This window comes from Bacillota bacterium, from assembly GCA_012727955.1.
GTDB lineage: Bacteria > Bacillota > Limnochordia > DTU087 > JAAYGB01 > JAAYGB01.
Genome location: JAAYGB010000065.1, coordinates 17,970 through 37,874, shown reverse-complemented (window position 1 = coordinate 37,874; position 19,905 = coordinate 17,970). Strand labels below are relative to the sequence as shown.

General features: G+C 54.3%; 18 protein-coding genes. All 18 read right to left on the bottom strand.

All coding sequences use genetic code 11. The features are described 5' to 3' along the window. The coding region (locus GX030_10585; protein NLV92819.1) for a polysaccharide deacetylase family protein at nucleotides 1-779 on the bottom strand (779 nt) is incomplete at its 3' end. Beyond that, nucleotides 776-1,582 (bottom strand): polysaccharide deacetylase family protein, encoded by an 807-nt coding sequence (locus tag GX030_10580; protein ID NLV92818.1) that lies wholly within the window; start codon nucleotides 1,580-1,582, stop codon nucleotides 776-778. The genes GX030_10580 and GX030_10585, both read right to left, overlap by 4 nt. A gap of 80 nt (nucleotides 1,583-1,662) precedes the next feature. Next, nucleotides 1,663-3,831 carry an ATP-dependent DNA helicase gene (locus GX030_10575; GenBank protein ID NLV92817.1) on the bottom strand — a complete coding sequence of 723 codons (2,169 nt, stop codon included), beginning with the start codon at nucleotides 3,829-3,831 and terminating at the stop codon, nucleotides 1,663-1,665. A gap of 64 nt (nucleotides 3,832-3,895) precedes the next feature. Next, a complete protein-coding gene (locus tag GX030_10570) occupies nucleotides 3,896-4,735 on the bottom strand; it encodes a hypothetical protein (GenBank protein ID NLV92816.1) in 840 nt (279 codons plus the stop codon). Beyond that, nucleotides 4,726-5,535, bottom strand: coding sequence for a glycosyltransferase family 2 protein (locus GX030_10565; GenBank protein NLV92815.1), 810 nt, complete (start codon nucleotides 5,533-5,535; stop codon nucleotides 4,726-4,728). Before GX030_10565 ends, GX030_10570 begins: the two co-directional genes overlap by 10 nt. Nucleotides 5,536-5,555: 20 nt before the next feature. Continuing rightward, nucleotides 5,556-6,413, bottom strand: a complete 858-nt coding sequence (locus GX030_10560) for a copper transporter (protein ID NLV92814.1) — start codon at nucleotides 6,411-6,413, stop codon at nucleotides 5,556-5,558. 34 nt (nucleotides 6,414-6,447) lie between these two features. Next, on the bottom strand, nucleotides 6,448-7,578 hold the full coding sequence (locus tag GX030_10555; GenBank protein ID NLV92813.1) for a hypothetical protein: 1,131 nt from the start codon (nucleotides 7,576-7,578) through the stop codon (nucleotides 6,448-6,450). A gap of 105 nt (nucleotides 7,579-7,683) precedes the next feature. Next, complete coding sequence (spo0A, locus tag GX030_10550; protein NLV92812.1) at nucleotides 7,684-8,466, bottom strand: sporulation transcription factor Spo0A; 783 nt, start codon at nucleotides 8,464-8,466, stop codon at nucleotides 7,684-7,686. A gap of 62 nt (nucleotides 8,467-8,528) precedes the next feature. After that, the gene (gene spoIVB, locus GX030_10545; GenBank protein ID NLV92811.1) at nucleotides 8,529-9,911 is read right to left on the bottom strand and encodes a SpoIVB peptidase; all 1,383 of its coding nucleotides are present in this window, start codon (nucleotides 9,909-9,911) and stop codon (nucleotides 8,529-8,531) included. 114 nt (nucleotides 9,912-10,025) lie between these two features. Next, the gene (recN, locus tag GX030_10540; protein ID NLV92810.1) at nucleotides 10,026-11,762 is read right to left on the bottom strand and encodes a DNA repair protein RecN; all 1,737 of its coding nucleotides are present in this window, start codon (nucleotides 11,760-11,762) and stop codon (nucleotides 10,026-10,028) included. A 41-nt stretch (nucleotides 11,763-11,803) separates the two neighbouring features. Continuing rightward, nucleotides 11,804-12,289, bottom strand: coding sequence for an arginine repressor (locus tag GX030_10535; GenBank protein ID NLV92809.1), 486 nt, complete (start codon nucleotides 12,287-12,289; stop codon nucleotides 11,804-11,806). Further along, a complete protein-coding gene (locus GX030_10530) occupies nucleotides 12,286-13,173 on the bottom strand; it encodes an NAD(+)/NADH kinase (GenBank protein ID NLV92808.1) in 888 nt (295 codons plus the stop codon). Before GX030_10530 ends, GX030_10535 begins: the two co-directional genes overlap by 4 nt. A gap of 122 nt (nucleotides 13,174-13,295) precedes the next feature. After that, on the bottom strand, nucleotides 13,296-14,123 hold the full coding sequence (locus tag GX030_10525) for a TlyA family RNA methyltransferase (GenBank protein NLV92807.1): 828 nt from the start codon (nucleotides 14,121-14,123) through the stop codon (nucleotides 13,296-13,298). A gap of 5 nt (nucleotides 14,124-14,128) precedes the next feature. Next, nucleotides 14,129-16,165 carry a 1-deoxy-D-xylulose-5-phosphate synthase gene (locus GX030_10520; GenBank protein NLV92806.1) on the bottom strand — a complete coding sequence of 679 codons (2,037 nt, stop codon included), beginning with the start codon at nucleotides 16,163-16,165 and terminating at the stop codon, nucleotides 14,129-14,131. 45 nt (nucleotides 16,166-16,210) lie between these two features. Continuing rightward, nucleotides 16,211-16,834: a hypothetical protein gene (locus GX030_10515; protein ID NLV92805.1), complete on the bottom strand. Its 624-nt coding sequence runs from the start codon at nucleotides 16,832-16,834 to the stop codon at nucleotides 16,211-16,213. 718 nt (nucleotides 16,835-17,552) lie between these two features. Next, complete coding sequence (locus GX030_10510) at nucleotides 17,553-18,440, bottom strand: polyprenyl synthetase family protein (protein ID NLV92804.1); 888 nt, start codon at nucleotides 18,438-18,440, stop codon at nucleotides 17,553-17,555. A gap of 21 nt (nucleotides 18,441-18,461) precedes the next feature. Then, a complete protein-coding gene (xseB, locus tag GX030_10505) occupies nucleotides 18,462-18,659 on the bottom strand; it encodes an exodeoxyribonuclease VII small subunit (protein ID NLV92803.1) in 198 nt (65 codons plus the stop codon). Continuing rightward, nucleotides 18,649-19,905: an exodeoxyribonuclease VII large subunit gene (xseA, locus tag GX030_10500; GenBank protein NLV92802.1), complete on the bottom strand. Its 1,257-nt coding sequence runs from the start codon at nucleotides 19,903-19,905 to the stop codon at nucleotides 18,649-18,651. The genes xseB and xseA overlap by 11 nt, the downstream gene beginning before the upstream one ends.

The following is a 19,905-nucleotide window of genomic DNA, read 5'->3' as shown; positions in this document are numbered from 1 at the left end:
TAACCATTCTGTGCCGCGATCTTGGTAATCCTGGCATCAACTTCCCCATAGGGGGGAGCAAAAAGCTTTGCCGCCTCACCGGTAATGGAACGGAGGACCTTCTCATTTTCGACAATCAGTCGGGTCAAATCCCAGTCCGACAGTTGTTTGGGATGATCATGCTTAAGACCATGGTTAGCGATTTCATGTCCTGCCGCTGCTAACTTCGCGGCGTCCTCGGGGAACTTCTCGGCCCATCGTCCCGTCAGGAAAAAGGTCACCTTAACATTCCTGTCGGCAAACAACTCCAACATCCCGGGAAGGACTTCTTGACCCCAATCGACGTTAACGGTGAAGGCCATCTGCTTACTATCCGTCGGGCCCTGGTAGATGGGCTGCAGGGCTTCTTTAGACAGTGTAGCTGCCACCTCGAGGGCAACCAGATCTATTTTTGCTCCCGCAGGCGCGGTCATTACCTTCCCGACGGTAGCCATCACATCAACATAGCGACCGGAGGTATCGGGAATCACTTCTCCGGTGGTTGGTTCAATGGCCGCGTCCTTGGGTAAGAACATCGCTGCCATGGCTAATTCTTCAACGAGTTCCTTCACTTCCCGCTCCAGCTTGCCCCCCACGGGAACTCCGGCTAAGGTTACCCCCGGTTCCACTCCGGTGAGCAGACGGGCCCCAGCCTTAACCCACAGGGGAGCTGTAGCCACCACCACCAAAAGGAATACCATCAGGCCTGCCCGGAGAAATTGCCCCTTGGTCACCACAAAGGATACGTACCGACCCTTCAAGAAGCACTCCCCCCTTCCTGTTGCCTGAGCTGATCCGGGGGTTTAGTTGACTTCTGGATTCCGGAATGGCCTTCGATGTAGTAGTCTTCTTTGTAGATCAGTTCAGAAATAGGCACAATCCGGTAGCCCTGCTTCTGGAGCATGGGGATGAACTGGGCCACCGCCTTGGCGGTATTGGTTCCGTTGTTGTGCAGCAACACTATTTCGCCGGGACCGGCGTTGGCCATCACCCGATTGACAATATAATCGGCGCTCACGTCCTTCCAGTCGAGGGAATCTATGCTCCATTGAATGGGATAGTACCCAAGCTCAAAGCATGTTTCCACCAGGGCGTTATTGTATTCTCCAAAGGGAGGTCGAAACAGAATTGGATCTTCATTGATTAAGCGCTTGATATTTTCGTGATTAAGCTCAATTTCTTTGCGCATTTGACTTCTGCTGAGGCTGGCCATATGGGGATGGGAATAGGAGTGATTGCCGATTTCGTGTCCCCGTTCTCGGATCTTGACAACATAGTCGGGAAACTGCTGTACCCAGTTGCCACCGAGGAAAAAAGTGGTCTTCACCTGATATCGATCGAGAATATCCAGTATCTCGTCAGTGTACTCCGTTCCCCACATGGCATCGAAGGAAATGGAGAGCACTTTGTCGGGGCGATCGACTTTGTAAATTGGTACCAAGCGAGAGGCTATCAAGGTACTGACTACCCTCACTGCTCCGTCAGTGAGGAGATGGATCCCGACAATAACGGCAAGAATCGCGACCACTGCCAGAACCTTCCTGCCAAAGCCGCGTAAAGAAATGACCAGATGCAAGCTCTCACCTCCAAGCTGAGCCTAGATCTGGTCTATCTCTATTCAGATGAAGCCTGGCCTATACCTAACTAGATCCAGCGCCTGACCCCATCCATCACTTCGCTGCGGGATCCCTGAATCAAGGTACACTCCGGCAATGACTGGATAAACACCCGCCCGTAGGCTTTGGTCATGATGCGAGGATCACAAATCAGTACCACACCTCGATCGGTCTTAGTCCGTACCAGCCGGCCAAATCCCTGTTTTAACTTAATCACCGCATGGGGAAGTACATACTCCCGAAAGGAGTTTCGTCCCTGCCTCTCCATCGCCTCAATCCTAGCTTCCGTCACCGGTTCCGTTGGAACCTTGAAGGGAAGCTTAACAATCACTACACAGGAGAGCGCATCTCCGGGAACATCAACCCCTTCCCAGAAACTGTCGGTACCTAGAAGCACTGCCGGTTCACCGGAAGTAAACTCCTCCAGTAAAGCCCTACGGGGAGCCTGACCTTGACACAACAGAGATATTCCCAAACCCTTGGCCAGCCCCCGCAGCCGCTGGGCCACCTCCTCCAACATCCGATGGGAGGTAAATAAGACAAAGGTTTTCCCCTTGGTGTAGTTCAACACATCTAGTAAGAAGGAAGTTAGCTCGGGAACGACCTTGCTGCTCCCCGGCTCCGGCAGGTCTTGCGGCAGGCCCAACAACACCTGTTGTTTGTAGTCATAGGGAGACTCAATAACGGCCGTGGTCAGGGGTTCCGGTGCCGGAATGTCTTCGCTGGCCACCAGGCCCAGGGAATCAATAAGGTAATCAAACCGTCCCCCGGCGGTCAAAGTAGCCGAGGTACAAATCACCGAGACCAGATACTGCAGGAGATTTTCCCGCAGCTGTTGAGCCACGACGATGGGGGCGGCACAGAACCTCACCACGCGATGCCCCCGACCCATGGTTTCCAGCCAGAAGACGTAATTGTCCGCATCAGCGTTGTAGAGAAACTCCAGGTTTTTCTGGTACTGCACCACTCGGTTAGCTAGGGCTTTGGCCTGGGCATGAAGGGTCTCACCCTCTTCCCACTCATCCTTGCGACTATCCACTTCCTCCACTACCTGCTTCAGATAGCGAGACAAAGCCACCAAGCCCTGCTGCAACCGGGAATAGGCGTCGAAAACTGTCTCATCGTAGATTGGGTTGGTCGGCGAGCTACCATCGACAACAAAGGTGCCCTCACCGGACAGGAGACAGAGGGGATGGAGTTGTTGGAAAAACCCGTGGCCCAGCTCCCGAACCTGCCGCACCGTAGCGGGAATTTCCCACTGGAGCAATCTCGCCAGAGGGTCATCTTCTCCGTCCGCTCCCTGGCCCAGAAGCCGAAGCAAACGGCCAACCAAACCACCGCTGCCCGTCCTTCGCCCGCTGCGGTGGATGCGACGCAGCATCCTAGTCAGACCCAGGGAAGACTGCTCCACCCCTAGATAGTTGGTGGCCACGTCCTCTAGATGATGGGCTTCATCAAAAATTACATGGTAGTACCGAGGTAGAATGGCTCGGTCCGTGTCAAATCCCAGAACTCGGCGCACCGCCAAATCAGCGAAAAGCAGATGGTGGTTGACCAAAAGAACCGTTGCATCTCTAATTTTCCGGCGCGCGGCGAAGTAGAAGCAGCGGGAATAATAGGGGCATTGTCCCCGGGTACAAAGGTCGCTTTCCGCACAGACCGATTCCCAGATATCTTCGTCGGGAGCAAAATCCAAATCCGCTAAGGTACCGTCCTCGGTGACCTCTGCCCAAGTCAAAATCCGATCCAATTGGGTGATCTGTTCCCGCTGGAATAGATCCAGCTCCGTTCCCGTTTGCCGCAGTTTTAGCAAACAAACATAGTTGGACCAACCCTTCACCAAACAGGCGGAAAAGTCCCAATTCAATGCCCGGCGGGCCAAAGGGATATCATTATGTAGTAGCTGCTCTTGCAGGGTAATGGTATTGGTGGAGATGATAACCTTTTCTCCACTGAGCTGAGACCACAAGAGGGCAGGGATTAAGTAGGCCAAGGACTTGCCGGTCCCGGTTCCCGCCTCGATCAAAGTAGTTCCGCCCTGAAGATAACACTGGAGAACCTGTTGAGCCATCACCAGCTGTCCCGGACGATGCTCCCAGTCCGAAAACTGCGCTGCCAACTCCCCCTCCGGCGAGAACAGACTCCGCAGTTTTGTCAAGACTTCTTCGTCAACTGTAGGTGAGTATCGCTGCTGCATCGAGAATCCCCTTCCCTTCCACCGCCTCTTTCAGGTTTCTCTCTGGCAGCAGCAATCTCCTACCTTAGTTGTCTTGCCGGCCCCACCCATCGATGCGGCGCAACACAGAGTTTTGGGCAATCACCTTGCTGAAGGACACCCGCTCCGCGGCGAGATGCAGGGCCACCAAAGAAAGGGTGATGACTAGCTTCCAGTGCCAGGGGATCCACCAAGCCAGAACCGTGCCCACCGCGATTCCCAAGACGTTGGATCCGGTATCACCCATCATGAATCGCCCCTGTAGATCCCCCGGCAAGTAGACCAGCGCCGAAAACAATACCGGCAGAAGCCAGACAAATCTCTCACCGGGCACCAATCCCAGAGCGATCAATGACAACAACAGGAAGACCTTGCCGGCTCGGCCCGGCCGCAGGTCCGCCAAATTCAGGAGATTCATCGCCAGGGCAATCATTCCAGCACTAACCATCCAGTCCGCTAGAAAAAGCATTCCCCTTTCCGTTACTCTGTGCAGTTGGAGCCTGGCAACAAACAGGGCAAGGCTCCCGCCACCAAGGGCCTTTAAAGCCCCGGTGGTCAGATTGCCACCTAACCACGAAGTCAGATGCCCCTTAAGACCCTTAACCCCACTGGTCCCCATCAAGTCATCCAATAAGCCCAACAGGGCCGCACCCAACATCGCGATGATCAGACCATAGCCGGGACTGGGCTCCCCTTCTCCCCACAGGATTAGCCAGGCGATTCCCGTCATCCCGCCAAAGAGGAAGGACAAGCCCACCGCGGTGGGAATCCGGTTTCCCTTATAGTTGGCTACAAGGGCTTTACCGGAATGCATCAGTCCCGTTAGTCCCCGGGCCCCGAACCAGGTCACGATCCCTGAAAGGGCCAAGGCCACTGCTAGATGCAAGGGGGTCCCTCCTTCTGCTCTGCTTCCCGAGCCTCATGCACCGCGGTCGGCGGCAGCGGCATTGACTGGTTGCCTTGTACCAGTGAAGGAAGCCGGGGCGCTGGATCCGGTACCTTGGGGGCGGGATTTTGCTGAACCATCAGGCGCACCAGGGTTTGGAAAATATGAGTCAACTGCCGGAAGCGATGGAGGAATCCCGTCACGTTCCTTCCCGTCTTGTTGTGGGTAAAGTCAATCTCAACCTCCTGTACTCGGTATCCCAAGCGCAGGGCTTGAATGGTCATCGCCACCTCCAGACCAAATCCTGAACCCAGACCAGCTACTTGGGTCAAGACCTCTCTCGGGGCTGCCCGCTGCCCCGAGAGGGGACTGGCCATATTCTGTCCCCCCAGCAGCCGCACTGCAATTCGGGCAAAGCCTTCGACCAAACCAAATCCACTCTTGCTTCCCCTTCGAGGCCAAGCAGCTACCGTCAGATCCGCCTCCCCCTGTAGGATGGGAGTGATCAACTTGTCGGCCAGCTGAGCCGAGTCCGTCAAATCACCATCGAGAAGGACTACCACCTCCCCCGACACGTAGTTCAGGCCCTTGGTAACGGCTCCAGCCTTTCCCATGTTCTTGCTCAAGGCCACCACAAAGGCTCCCGCTGCAATAGCCTGTGTCTGGGTATCGTCGCTGGATCCGTCGTCGACTACAATCACTTCATCGACTAAGGGAATGGCGGCAGCTGCCTTCACCGTTCGGGCAATCCGAGCTCCTTCGTTGTACGCCGGGATCAACACCGTTACCTGTGGCTTCACTTAGTCTCCCTCCCCATGGATTAACTGGCATCACCGGCCTGATGGGCATTGGAGCGGTGAGAGCGCCCCAGAGCTTGAACCAGGCGAACCTGCCCTACCTGTTCCCCGAGCTCATCAATGGCTGGAATATCCCTTTGTTGCAGCTGCGGTGGTAAGCTAGTCCAACCATCTCTGTTCACCGCCACCACCTTAGCTCCTAGCTCATCAACCCCGTCGATGATGGTTGTCTGCATCCTGAGGTTACTTCCTTCCCAGGCCCTTTGTCCCCCAAGAAAGATTACCGTATCGCTGGCCCTGCCCGTCAATCTCCTCACATCCACCATCTGCCAGTCCTGCAGCCGGTTGATGACATCCTCCTGGGGACCAAAGACAATCTGTCGAGCCAGGCCAAGGCCCAATCGCCGAGTGATGGGTTCCGGCGGCCATCCCCACTCTTCGGTTGCGGCGATGGCTTCCTCGCGATAGGGCCAGGCCTCACTAATCCATACATCGGTGGGGTACCACATCCCCGATACTTCGCCGCCGGCATCTTCGATGAGCTGCACCAGCTCATCCTCGCCCTTGCCCAGTTCCGGTCCCGCAACAACTATCGCGATACTTCTTCCCTTGAGTTGGTTGGCAATAAAAAACTCCCTGGCCTGCTGCACAAAGGTCGCGTATTGATCATTGCGGGCCTGCAGGGACGCCACCTGCTCCTGCAGTGATTTCCGCTGCAAGTCCAGTTCAGCAAACTGCTGTTCAAGACTAGTAATGATCTCCTCCTGCTTACTGACTAAAGTATCATCCTTAAAGGCAGTAGCACCGATGAGAACTCCCAAACCTAAAGCCAAGAATACCGCTACCAATGAGCCGACGTGGTACTTTCCGTCTACTAGCACCTTGTATCCCCTTTCACAGTTTGGCGCAATGTGACTACCAACCCACAGACAACTTTAGTTGCATTGCGATTAAGCGAAGAAACTGCCGCATAACCGGGGACATCAAAGCGATGAGCAGTAGGGGGGCAATCGCGGCAACGGCGATCTGCAGGGCGTATTTCTTTCCGGGGCGGCCTTGGTACAATCGACTCACTCCCTTGGCATCCACCAGGATATTTCCAACCTTCAACCTGACTAAGAATGTGCTGGCCATGCCTGGCCGTCCCTTTTCCAAGAAATCAATGATGTTGGAGTGAGTTCCCACCGCGACAATTAGCTCGGCTCCCAGCTCATAGGCCACCAACAGAGCAATGTCTTCACTGGTTCCCGGGGCGCTGATGGTCTTGCCCTCTATCCCTAACTGCCCCAGCCTCTCCAATCCCGGGGCTCTCCCATCGGGATAGGCATGGACCAGCAGCTCTGCTCCTGAACGTAAAGTGACGTCACTGACCGAATCCATATCACCAACGATCAGATCCGGTTGCAGTCCTACATCCATCAGGGCATCGGCACCGCCGTCCACTCCCACCAGCACCGGATCAACCTCTTCTATATAGGAAAGGATTGTAGCCAGATCCTCTTTGTAGTTTTGCCCCCGGACCACCACGACCACGTCCCGGCCGGCAAACTCTGTCTTCAGCTTGGGAATCTCCACGGCTCCCAGGACAAAATCCTTTTCCCGTCGGGCATAGTCCAAGGTATTATCAATAAAACGCTCTACCTCTTCCTGGAGATTATCCCTGGCTTGGCTCAGCTTTTCTTTAATTAGCTCCTCATCTTGGAGCCTGCCTTGACAGAGAAGCTCTTCCGTCTCGACGTCGACCACCGCACCGGAGCTGCAGTCGATACGGATTCTTCGCCCGTCCAAGGAAGTCAACAGGTCTTCGGACTCGACATCCAGCAAAGGAACCGAGTGCTTCAGGAGCTGGGACGGACCGAGATTGGGATACCTTCCGGTGATGGAGGCTTGAGTGTTAATAACTGCCTTGACTTTGGCTTCCACCAAGGACTGAGCGGCGACATTATCAAGATCGGGATGAGCGATCACGGCAATATCCCCGGGAGATAGCTCTTTGACTAACTCCTTGGTCTTGGCTCCAGCCTTGGCCACCCCTTCAACGATCATGGCAGAATTCCCCCCGGCAAGCAATTAACACAGAAGGGGCCTATACTTTCGATAGGTCCCCTTCATCGTTATTGTTGCCAGTGTGGTCATTGGTATGCCTGCTTGCTACCCAGCTTTGATACCCAGACGAATCTTGTTGGCCAAGGTAGCTATGAAGGACGAATTTGTGGGTTTACCCTTGCGCTTATCCACTGTGTAACCGAACTCCCGGTTTAATACCTCTAGATTGCCCCGGGACCAAGTGGTCTCGATGGCGTGGCGAATCGCCCGCTCCACCTTATTCCCGGTGGTATTGTACCTTTGTGCCACCTTTGGATATAACCGCTTGGTAACCGCCAACAGCAATTCCTGGTCCTCAATGACCAAAACAATGGCTTCCTTCAGGTACCGATATCCCTTAAAATGCGGTGGTACACCGAGGCGGGTCATTTCCTGAAGGACCAGCTCTTCTAAGTACAATTTATTGTTCAGGCGAAGGCTGGGCATGCCCTCAGGAGTAACCACCATCTGAATCCGCTTAATCAGTGCATCTAAGCCAAAGGGCTTGAGAATAACATAATCGGCACCCTGCTCCAGAGCACGGCGTAACAATGATTCTTGCCCTTCATCGGCAACAGCTAGAACCTTGGTAGGCAAATCCGTAGTTCTGATCCACTGCAAGATACCTAACCCGTCGAGATAAGGTAAAATCAATTCCAAGATCAGCACGTCGGGTCGCAGTTCTACACATACTTTTTTGGCCGCAATTCCATTATCGATATGGGCGATCACGGCAAAGTCTGGCAGATCCCTCAGCTTGTCCTTGGTAGCAGCGATAAACTTGGAGTCTCCCGCCAGAGCGACCCGCAGGCTCTTCGTTGCTGTACTAATCCAACTCCCCTCCTTCACCCCCGTAGTTCAGGAATTCTCTAGGACTTAATGCCTAGAACTTTCGAAACAGCACTTCGTCTTCAGATTATCTTTCCCTCTTTTCCCACTGACCGCCATTGCAATGTCGCGCCACCGGCCGCTGCCACCCGAGGAGTCACCCCCGGATGGTTCCAAGTATGACCCTTAACATTGGTTCCAGCCACCCCAGCCTCGTAAATCATCCACTCCGCTAGGATGCCAAATCCCTTGGTGGGATCATTGACGAAGACATGGGTGATGGCACCCACTAGCTTGCCCCGTTGCAAAATGGGACTGCCAGACATGCCCTGCACAATCCCTCCGGCTTGCTGCAAGAGCCTTGGATCCACAATCTTAACCACTAATCCCTTGGATTCAGGACGGGATTGCTGCACCACCTTGATGATCTCCACATCAAAGGTTTCTACCTTGTGTCCCGATAGCACCGTCCGGATTTGCGCCGGCCCTGTAGTCACCTCACTGGCCAAGGCCACTGGGACCGTCCGACCGGAAACGGCATTGGGCTGGGTCAATACCCCATAGATACCGAACTCCGTGTTTTTATGCACAACTCCAATTTCATCCTTGGGCCCAGTAAACCGACCAATCTTCTCTCCGGGCTGACCCCGGGTTCCCACCTGGATGCCATCGATATAAGCCCGAACGATGCGACCATCCTCCACAGGCAGGGTCCGACTGTAGCGGTCAGTGATTTTGTGCCCCAGGGCCGCGAATTTACCGCTTGCGGGATCGGCAAAGGTTACCGTACCTACCCCCGCGGTGGGCTCCTCCAGCAGAATACCAATGAGGTATTCACTGCTGACTCCCGGTCGGGGTGTCCGGGGATTGACCCTCACTGGCTGCACCGGCACTCGCAGTGTCTGCCTTCCTCGCTGCACCTCGAGCCAAATCCCTTGGTTGCCTTGGGCAAAGCGATTGACCAACGCCCCCACTTGATGGGGATCGTTCACTTCTATTCCATTGATCTTCCTGACAATATCCCCGTAGCGAATTCCTGCCGCCTGGGCAGGATATCTTTCTACACCATTGACATCAATTACTGGGACCGTTTGGGAAACAATCAGGCCTCCCGAGGACAATAACACTCCAATGGCCTGTCCGCCAGGGACAACGTGGGTTTCCGAAACCACGTCGACTACAACTTCCCGCAAGGGCACCAGACCCAACAGTGATAGCTGGAGTCGAATTGGTCCTAACTTTGAAGCTTTAATGGATAAACCATCCTGCAACACTGAGAGAAATTCACCGGCACCCTCGTCGACGGGGGCCATGGTTAGCCAGCGACTGACTTTGAACAGATGTTCTTGCTCGGGAACAATGCGAATATAGGAAGGGAAGGAGAGTATAGACTTGGCTAATAGGGAGATACCTAAAATAAGGATAAGGGCTAGACCAATTAACAAGCCTTTCATTCGTCGACCCATAGGCTTCACTCCTTAAAAAAATCCAAGCAGAGGATCTGCAACGCCGCAATTTACAGATCGCATCTGCTTGGTAGCTTTCCCGGTCCTATGGGTCTGTATTAGAGACTTGTCTGTCTAAACCGTCAAATTCCGCCATTGTTGGCCCATATTCATTAGTTCAGCAGCATGACTCAGGGAGGCCTCGGTGCGGTGGCCGCCCAACATTCGGCTGAGCTCTTCGAGACGTTGTTCAGGATTCAGCTCGTTAACGCCCACGGTGGTAACATTGGCCTCGCTTACCTGCTTTTCCACCATAAAATGGTGAGCGGCACCGGCAGCCACCTGGGGCAAATGGGTGACACAGAGCACCTGTTTGTAGGCCCCAAGACGAGCCAAGCGCTGGGCCACGGCCAAGGCTGCCTTTCCCCCAATGCCAGTGTCAACTTCATCGAAAACCAGAGTGGCTACGGAATCCACTTGAGCGAGAATTGACTTCAGAGCCAACATCACTCGAGCTAACTCTCCCCCGGAGGCCACCTTCGTCAAGGGTTGGGGCGCCTCGCCGGGGTTAGTGGAAATCAGAAACTGCACATTGTCAATGCCATCGGCACTGACGCCCACCTGCTCGCCATCGATTTCCAGGGTCTGCTCCCGACGGTGGCGGTCAAACTCCACCACAAATACTGCCTTCTCCATGTTAAGGAAAGCCAGTTCCTCCTGGACCCTTTTCTCTAGGTTGGCCGCTACTTCCCGGCGCTGGGACGACAAGTCCAACACCAGAGGAACCAGGGCTGCCTTCAGCCGGGAGATTTCCTCCTCCAATTCCGCTGCCAAGGAGTCTGCATTTTCTAGTTGGGTAATTTCCTCGCCAATTTCCCCCTGGTACTGAAGGATATCCTCCACGGTATCACCGTACTTGCGCCGCAGCTGCTGAATCAGGGCGTATCGCGCCTCGACTCGATCCAGCTCACCGGGGTCTACCTCACCCTGTTCCAGGTAGTCCCGCAGCGTCATCATCGCCTCCTCTACATTGTACAGAACCGTTTCCAGGTTCTGCTGGAGGCTTTGCAAGCTGGCATCATAGCGACTGGCTTCCGCAATTCGTTCCACTGCCTGGGAGAGTGCATCCCGGATACCTAAGGTGTCCATATCCCGGCCCGACATCAGAAAATATGCCTCTTGGGTGGCACCCCTAAGTTTCTCCACATTCTGGAGGATTCGGCGCCTTTCCGCCAACTCTTCATCCTCACCGGGACGCAGCTGAGCTTCGGCAATCTCGGTAAACTGAAATTGCAGCAGATCCAGCCGCTGAGCCCGCTCCCGCTCCGAATGGAGAATATCCCGAAGGGCCCTTTCCTTCTCCACCAATTCAAAGTACCGGGTCTCTACCTCGGCCTTCAGACTTGCCAGCTCGGCACCACCTAGCTGATCTAGCCATTGAATATGACTGCTGGCCCTCAGCAAAACTTGGTTGTCGTGTTGTCCGTGCATCTCCGCCAGGTAAGGAGCGATTTCGCCTAACATCGATACGGTGGCAATTCGGCCATTAATTCGGCACTTACTGCGTCCAGTACGAGAAATTTCCCGGGAAATGACCAGGTAGCCGTCCTCCTCCGCGAAACCGCTTTCTCGGAGGAATCGAGCCAATTCGCTCTCGGGATCCACCTCAAATCCACCCTCCACCAAGGCGTGATCCGCTCCTCTGCGGACCCCTTCCGCGCTGGCCCTTTGCCCCAGAAGCAAGCCGAGACAATCGAGAATGATGGACTTGCCGGCTCCCGTCTCCCCGGTCAATACAGTAAAGCCCCGCTCAAATTGAAGATCCAACTGCTTAATCAGTGCATAATCTCTGATGTGCAGCTCCCTCAACACAACACACTACCTCCCAAGACGCTAGTCAGTGAGGACTTTTGCTATTTCCCCTGCCGCAGCTTACGAAAGCCTTCCAAGACCTGAGCTATTGCCCCCGTGGGCTCTTCTATTTCCCCAGACTCTCCCGACTTAACGATCACTAAGACTACATCATCCCCGGCAAGGGTGGCGATCACATCGGGCCATTCCAGATCATCGATGGCTGCCCCAACCGCGGGCGCCGTTCCCGGCAGGGTTTTGAGAATTACCAGATTCCCTGTAAAGGCCTGCTCGATCACAAAATCCTCAAAGGTTCTCTGGGCTCGTTTGCGCACATCACCTAAGTCCGGCTCAAAGGGGGGCGCATAGCGATAACCTCCCCGTTCGTTGGGTATCTTCACCAGGCGCAGCTCCTTAATGTCCCGGGACACCGTCGCCTGGGTGACAGCGATCCCTTGCTGCCTCAAATACTGCGCCAACTCCTCCTGGGTCTCCACATCAATATCCCGAATAATTCGCATAATTGTCGAATGCCGTTGCGCTTTCACTCCGCCTCGCCTCCAATCTCCTTCACTTCGCGACGACCCAACCGACGATAGACTACTTGATAGAAATTATGGTGCTGCATCCGAACGAAATGAGCAGCCCAAGGAGCCCGGGATACTTCGACAACATCGCCAACCTTAAGAGCAGCCGTGGTCTGGCCATCGGCTGTTAACATCGCATCCCCATGGCTTTTTTCTACACAAATAGACACCGTTTCATTCGCGGGAACCAGTACGGAACGAGCCGAAAGAGAATGGGGGCAAATTGGGGTAATTAGAATGGACTCTACACTAGGAGTGACAATGGGACCACCGGCAGACAAGGAATAGGCAGTAGATCCCGTGGGAGTGGCCACAATCACCCCGTCCGCTGTGTAATCGGCTACATGCTGATCATTAACTAAGATGGAAATGGTAAGCATTCGGGCCAAAGGCCCTCGGGATACGACGACATCGTTGAGAGCGAGGTAGGAAGGGGTTGTCTCTTCCTGGGCATGGAGGGTGCGATGAAGAGCCGATAGCATCAACCGATCTTCTACGGTGTAGTCACCTTGCAGTAAGCGTCTAAGTCCTTCTTCCAAGTCGTGAGTTTCCAGTTCCGTAAGAAATCCTAGGTGGCCTAGGTTTACCCCTAAAATCGGCACCTCCGCCTCGGCCAAGGAACGTGCCGTATGCAGCAGTGTCCCATCGCCACCTAGGGAGATGACTACATCCGTTGCCGACAGATCAGTCAAAGGACAGCCTACTACCTGGGGAACCTGGAGCAAGGCTGCCGCCTCAGCCTCGATCCAAACACAAACGCCCTGGGCCTGGAGCTTGTGACTTATTTCCTTAGCCAGCTCAAGGGCCGGCCGATTGCGAAGATTAGGAACTATACCAATAATCAATATCTACACCCACTTGTCTTGCATAAATCTACCTTGACAAGGATTATTTCTGCCCTATCCCCGCAACTCCTGCCACCGACATCCACGAGACTAAGGCCGCTGGTTCCACAACCAAGGCTGCATTATCTTTCCACCTGACGCCAGGCCTCCTGAACCAAATTCGAGATCCCAGTGTCAAAGGTCAAGTCTTCTCTGGGCCACTTTCTCTCGGCGCCCTTGGCAAAGTGACCCAAGAACTCAATATTTCCTTCGGCACCGGTCACCGGCGAATAGGACAAATTAAGGAGTCCCAGTCCCACTTCAGCGGCAGAATTCACCACTTGATGCAGCACCGCGCCATGTACCTGGGGGTCTCGCACAATCCCCTTCTTCCCCACTTGATCCGGCCCGGCCTCAAACTGAGGCTTGATCAAAGCGACAACCTCACCATTGGGAACTAGAAGATTGACCGTCACCCCAAAGACCTTCGTCAAGGAAATAAAGGCTAAGTCGATGACGGCAATTTCAGCCAATTCCGGCAATTGATGAGGTTGAACGTGCCGAATATTGGTTCTTTCCCACACCACGACCCGATCATCCTGCCGCAGCTTCCAGGCCAGCTGCCCGTAACCTACGTCGATGGCGTACACCTTCTTGGCACCATGCTGCAAGAGGCAATCGGTAAATCCCCCGGTGGAGGCCCCGATATCTAAGGCCACCATACCGGTGGGGTCGATGGCAAATTCCTTAAGGGCCTTCTCTAACTTGAGTCCCCCTCGACTAACATAGGGCATGAGCTCCCCTTTGACCGTTAACGGTGAGTCAACGGGTATCTTGGTCCCGGGCTTGACAAGACGTTGGTCGCCGGAAAACACCTGACCGGCCATAATTAATCCTTGCGCCCGTTCGCGGCTGGATACCAATCCCCGTTGCACCAGAAGAACGTCGACCCGTTCCCTTTTCTGAGCCAATCACTTCATCTCCCTGTACTACCACCGGTCCATCGGCTAGACACCAAAAGGTGCCGAACTCCCACCTTCTCCAGAATTTTCTCTGCCACCGCCTCCGGTGTCAACCCCATCTGGGCCAGGAGTCTTTTTCTGGAGCCATGGGGGATAAATTCATCGGGAATACCTAGATTCAAACAATACCGGGGTAATTTTCCTGCCAAAGCTAGTTCCTGGATAATCCGACTACCGACCCCACCTACCACGGCATTTTCCTCGAGAGTGGCTAGCCATTGCTTACCATCGACAAAGCTAAAGATGGCTTCGGTATCCAGGGGTTTGATTGTCCGCAAATTCACAACCTGTGCCCCGATGCCACAATGGGTCTGCAGTAACTTCGCTGCTTGGCTAGCTACGCGGCACATGGTACCCGCTGCAAAAATTACTCCTTCCGTCCCCTCGCAGATTGCCTGGGGCCTCCACTGGGTGAGATCACCGGACCTGGACGAAGGGAAATATTCGGCTACCAAGGCCTTCACCTCAGCTAAGGTCAAGGGCTGGGCCAATTTCTCCCTCGGGTAACGAAGGGCAACGGGCCGGGAGGAGTTAACGGCCCAACTAAGCATCCCCACTAGCTCCCTGCCATCTCGAGGAGCAAGAATAGTCAGATTGGGTATTGCCTGTAATAACGAAAGGTCGAAGACACCGTGATGGGTGGGACCGTCTTCCCCAACCAATCCCGCGCGATCGATGGCGAAGATCGCCGGCAGCTCCTGCAGGCAAACATCATGGATAATCTGATCAACGGCCCGTTGCAGGAAGGTAGAATACACAGCAAAAACCGGCTTCCTGCCACCGGCAACTAATCCAGCGGCAAAGGTAGCCCCGTGCTCTTCGGCAATACCTACGTCAAAAAACCGCTGGGGAAAGATCCGACCAAAGCGAGCCAACCCGGTGCCTTCGGGCATCGCGGCGGTGATGGCTACAATGGTTTCATCAATCTTGCCTAACTCCACCAAAGCAGCTCCCAGCAGCTCACTGAAGCTGGAAATCCTCTCTTGTTGGTCTTCTTCGGCCTGAATCGGAGCCGGCGAGACAGAAGGAATGGAAACTAGGTTGCTTTCCGCCAGCTTGTACTCCATTAGCGCTTTCTCAATAGAGAAGGGGCCAGTACTATGGAATTTCTCAGGATTGATCTCCGCCGGCAGCCACCCTTTGCCCTTCTTGGTGATGGTATGTACCAGTACCGGGCCATCCCGACGCAGAGCCTCCCGAAGCACCTGCTGCATTCCCACAATGTCATGGCCATCGATGGGCCCGAAGTAAGTAAAGCCCAATTCCTGAAAGAGACGACCAGGAACCAATACCGTTTTCAGCATATCCGTCATCAGATCCGCCATCTTCAGCATAGAACCCCCGATGCCGGGGATGCGCTTGATGGCCCGCTCCAGGTCCGTCCGGGCGCGAGACAACACCGGATCCAAGCGCAACTGTGTCAGATAATGGCTGAGGGCTCCGACGTTGGGAGAAATAGACATTTCGTTATCATTTAGGATCACCAACAGGTTAACGCCCAGATGACCGGCATTGTTCAGGGCCTCAAAGGCCAATCCGCCGGTAAGGGCTCCATCACCAATGACTGCAGCTACCACGTGATCTTCGCCGGCTAAGTCTCTGGCTACCGCCATTCCTAAGGCCGCGGAAATCGAGGTGCTGCTGTGGCCGACACCGAAAGAGTCGTAAATACTCTCATCCATTCGAGGGAAACCAGAAATACCACCCCACTGCCGCAAGGTGGAAAAACTTTGGTAGCGTCCCGTCAACAATTTATGGGTATAGCTTTGATGACCGACATCCCAAACTATCTTGTCTTGAGGGGCGTTGAGAACCCGATGCAGGGCAAGGGTTAGTTCCACTACACCTAGGTTGGGTGCCAAGTGACCGCCATTTGCTGCTACCGTTTCGACGATGATCTGCCTAATCTCTTCGGCCAACTGGGTCAATTCCTCTTTGTCTAGGCTCTTTAGCTGCGACGGCTCTGTAATCCTGTTCAAAATCGACACCAAGAGTCACCCTCTCTTCCGAAACACGCCAATCGCCTCGGGTTATCTCTACGATCTTCCCCTGCGCCCTTTAGCCTTTTTCTTATCCTTTCCTGACCGACAAATAGTTACGCCCAACACCCGTTCTACCCAATAGAGGAATCGGGCAACTTGAAAAACTACATCAGCTGCATAGGATATGGCAAAACCCTTTCCATAGGCTTTGCCGCCGACGGTGACTGCTGCCAGCAACCCTACACCAATGGTGTTCAGTAAAGATTCATTGAGCTCTGGAGAGTACTGGGTGAGGGAGAAGATAATCCCGGCAGCAACGGCCCCGCTTAAGGTCCCAGCAATGTCACCAACCACATCATTGCAGAAATTGGCTACCTGTTCCGCTCGCCGAATCAGCCATACCCCTTGGCGAGAACCAGGAATCCGTTTGCTGGCCATGGCGTGAAAGGGTTCCTCGTTGGCAACGGTAACAGCGACTCCGACAATATCGAAAATAATACCGAGCCACACTATAGCTGCAAGCAAGACGATACTGGGAAATAAAGGTAAGTACGATAACGCAGTATTACTGGTCAATGATAACGTAACGGAAATCAAGAATGTCAGAACAAAAACAGCCGAAACCCTTCGCCAGCGAGAAGGCAAGACATTCACCTCAAAGAAAGACTTGGGGTTCACCCAAGTCTCAGTAAGTCAAAATATAGGGTGGACACGGATTGGGTTAACATTGTGGCTTAGGTCCAGCAGGTTTTCCCAACGGAGGACCATTTCGTTGCCAAAATGGCGGTTCCCCTTTACCTCCGCTCCGCCTTGTCGCCAATAGCGGGGCTAGATTACCACTTAGTCCACACCGCAATCCCCAATCCGCTTCCCATTTGGAACAGTCTAGGAGATTTCCTCAACAGCCCAACTCATCTCTTAGCCTCTGTAGCAGTATGGGTTTCAAGGGGCAATCCACCTCAATTTCTTGGCCTTCGAAATTGCAGCTTCAACCCACTATTCCCCCCACACCACGCAAGGCAGGCTACGCTGCACCTAACGCAAAATGTACATTATGTTTGACTAATGTCTGTCGCATCACGTGCAGGTTCCCATCCCAAGCCGTAGTTCCATGCCTGGCCAAGCCACGGCATTTCCCCACGCAACTTGGGTCTCCACGAGAAAGGGGTCAACGCCCACATGCCCTTGTGGATCGCCCCTAACTCTTAACCCCCAGCAGCAGCCCCCGACTGGGCGTCGAAAGCCACCACCACGGACTTCATCGATGTGCCTTTAACGGATTTTTAGGCCCGTCTTGGGAGATGCAGGACTGACTAGAATACTGCTCCACCCTTTGATGAATCCCTATTGAGTCACAAGAGAATCTCTTTTACTATATCAAACCGGCCATAGGCCGTCAATGGTCGCGGGCGATCACGAATTCCGCCAAACTCACCAAGGCGTCGGTGTTACCCTCAAGGGTCACAATGGCCTCCTTGGCAGCCTCAATGGCTCCTTGCGCTCTTTGCTTAGCCTGCTCCAGACCCAGGATTGAGACATAGGTGGCTTTGACATGACGCTCATCGCTGCCAACGGCTTTGCCTAACTTGGCTTCATCGCCCACTACGTCAAGAATATCATCGGTGATCTGAAAGGCCAATCCGAAGTTATCGGCATAGGTGTCAATGATGTCCAGCTGGTCATCGGTAGCCCCACCAATAATAGCGCCGCAGCGAATGGAGGTTTTGAAAAGGGCACCGGTTTTACGAGTGTGAATGTACTCTAGGGTACTTCTTGATACCTCTTTGCCCTCGGACTCCAGGTCTACAACCTGCCCCCCGATTAGCCCATCGGTTCCACAGGCTTGTCCCAATTCAGCCAACACCCGAGTGATGGTATCTCCATCGACACCGACATCAGCCAAGCGGGAAATAAGGTAGAACCCTTGAGTCAACAAGGCGTCTCCCGTTAAGACGGCGAGTCCTTCCCCAAACACCTTGTGACAGGTCAACTTACCCCGTCGGTAGTCATCATCGTCCATACAGGGCAAGTCATCGTGTACCAAACTGTAGGCATGAATCATTTCCAGGGCCGCTACCAAGGGTTCCACCTGCCGGATATCTCCTCCAACGGCCTGACAACCGGCAATGGCCAACAGCGCCCGCAGACGTTTTCCTCCACCGAGGGCACTGTAGCGCATTGCTCGATGGATGGTTGTGGGCTGCATACCTTCGTCGGGCAGATATTTCTCCAGAGCTGCCTCCACAAAAGGCCGGTAAGTCTTGGCATATTCGCTAAAATTCATCGACACCTACTCCCTCTAACCCTAGGATTGGGCTGCATCAACATCGCCCTCTAACAACACCTTCACCTGGGATTCTGCTTTCTCCAAATGCTCGTTGCACACCCTAGCCAACTTGACCCCCCGTTCAAAAAGCTTCAGAGCTTCCTCCAGGTCTGGTTCTCCAGACTCCAGCCGCCTCACGACTTGCTCCAACTCGTCCATAGCCTTTTCAAACTTCATTCTCGCCAGCTCCTTCTACCCTAATACTGCGACTTTGGACCAGGCACTGGGCGGCTCCATCGACAAAGAGAACCTCGATGCCCTGTCCGGGAGATACATTCTGTACGCTCCTGACGACCTGATGTGATGAGGGTCCGTCGGTGAAACGGCAAACGGTGTATCCCCTTCGCAGCGTTGCCAGGGGGCTCAGCTGCTCCAATTGCACTAAAACCGAGGCAAAACGCTCTCGCTCAGTTTGGGTGACCAACTGGATGGCCCGGACGGCCCGCTGCATCAGCTCATCGACTCGCTGCAGCTGGACTTGAATCATACCCAAGGGATTGCTTACCTGCAGCCTTTGCTCCAGCTCCTGCACCCGTCGCTGATTTTTCTCCAGCCAACGCTGCAGGGCAACCTGTAAATCTAAGCTGACCCTCTGCACCTGAAGTTGTAGTTGGGCTCGATCTGGCACCACCAGTTCCCCGGCAGCCGAAGGGGTAGGTGCCCTGAGATCCGCCACCAAGTCCGCGATGGTGACATCGGTTTCATGACCGACGGCACTGACCACAGGAAAGCGACAGGCAGCAATCGCCCGAGCAACGGCCTCATCGTTAAAACACCACAAATCCTCGAGGGCTCCTCCCCCTCTGGCCAGGACAACAACGTCAATTTCATCGCAGATATTCAGCCCTGCCAGGGCCTGAACGATACTTTGGGGAGCATCTTTGCCCTGTACCAGAGCCGGAGCCAACACAATTGGGATATTGGGAAAGCGCCGCTGAACCACGGAAACAAAATCCTTCATCGCTGCCCCACTGGGCGAGGTAACCAAACCGATTCCCTTGGGAATCATCGGGATCGGTCTCCGCCGGCTGGGATCAAAGAGACCTTCTGAGGCCAACCGCTGCTTCAGCTGTTCTAGGGCCAATTGCAATGAACCCTGTCCCACCGGTTCCACCTGGGACACGTACAGCTGATAGGCCCCAGACACCTCATAGACACCAATGCTGCCGATGGCCCAAACCTTCATCCCATTCTCCAGGTGAAAGCTCAACCGGGCTGCCTGGGTGCGAAACATCACACAGGCTAGACTGGCAGACTCGTCCTTCAAGGTAAAATAGATATGGCCCGATTGCTGCCGCCGCAGGTTAGACACTTCGCCGTTAACCGCGATATTTTGCAGCACCCTTTGTCCCTGCAAAATAGTCTTGATATATCGAGTCAGTTCACCAACACTGTAGGCCCTTCTGCCCTTTCGAATCTGCAC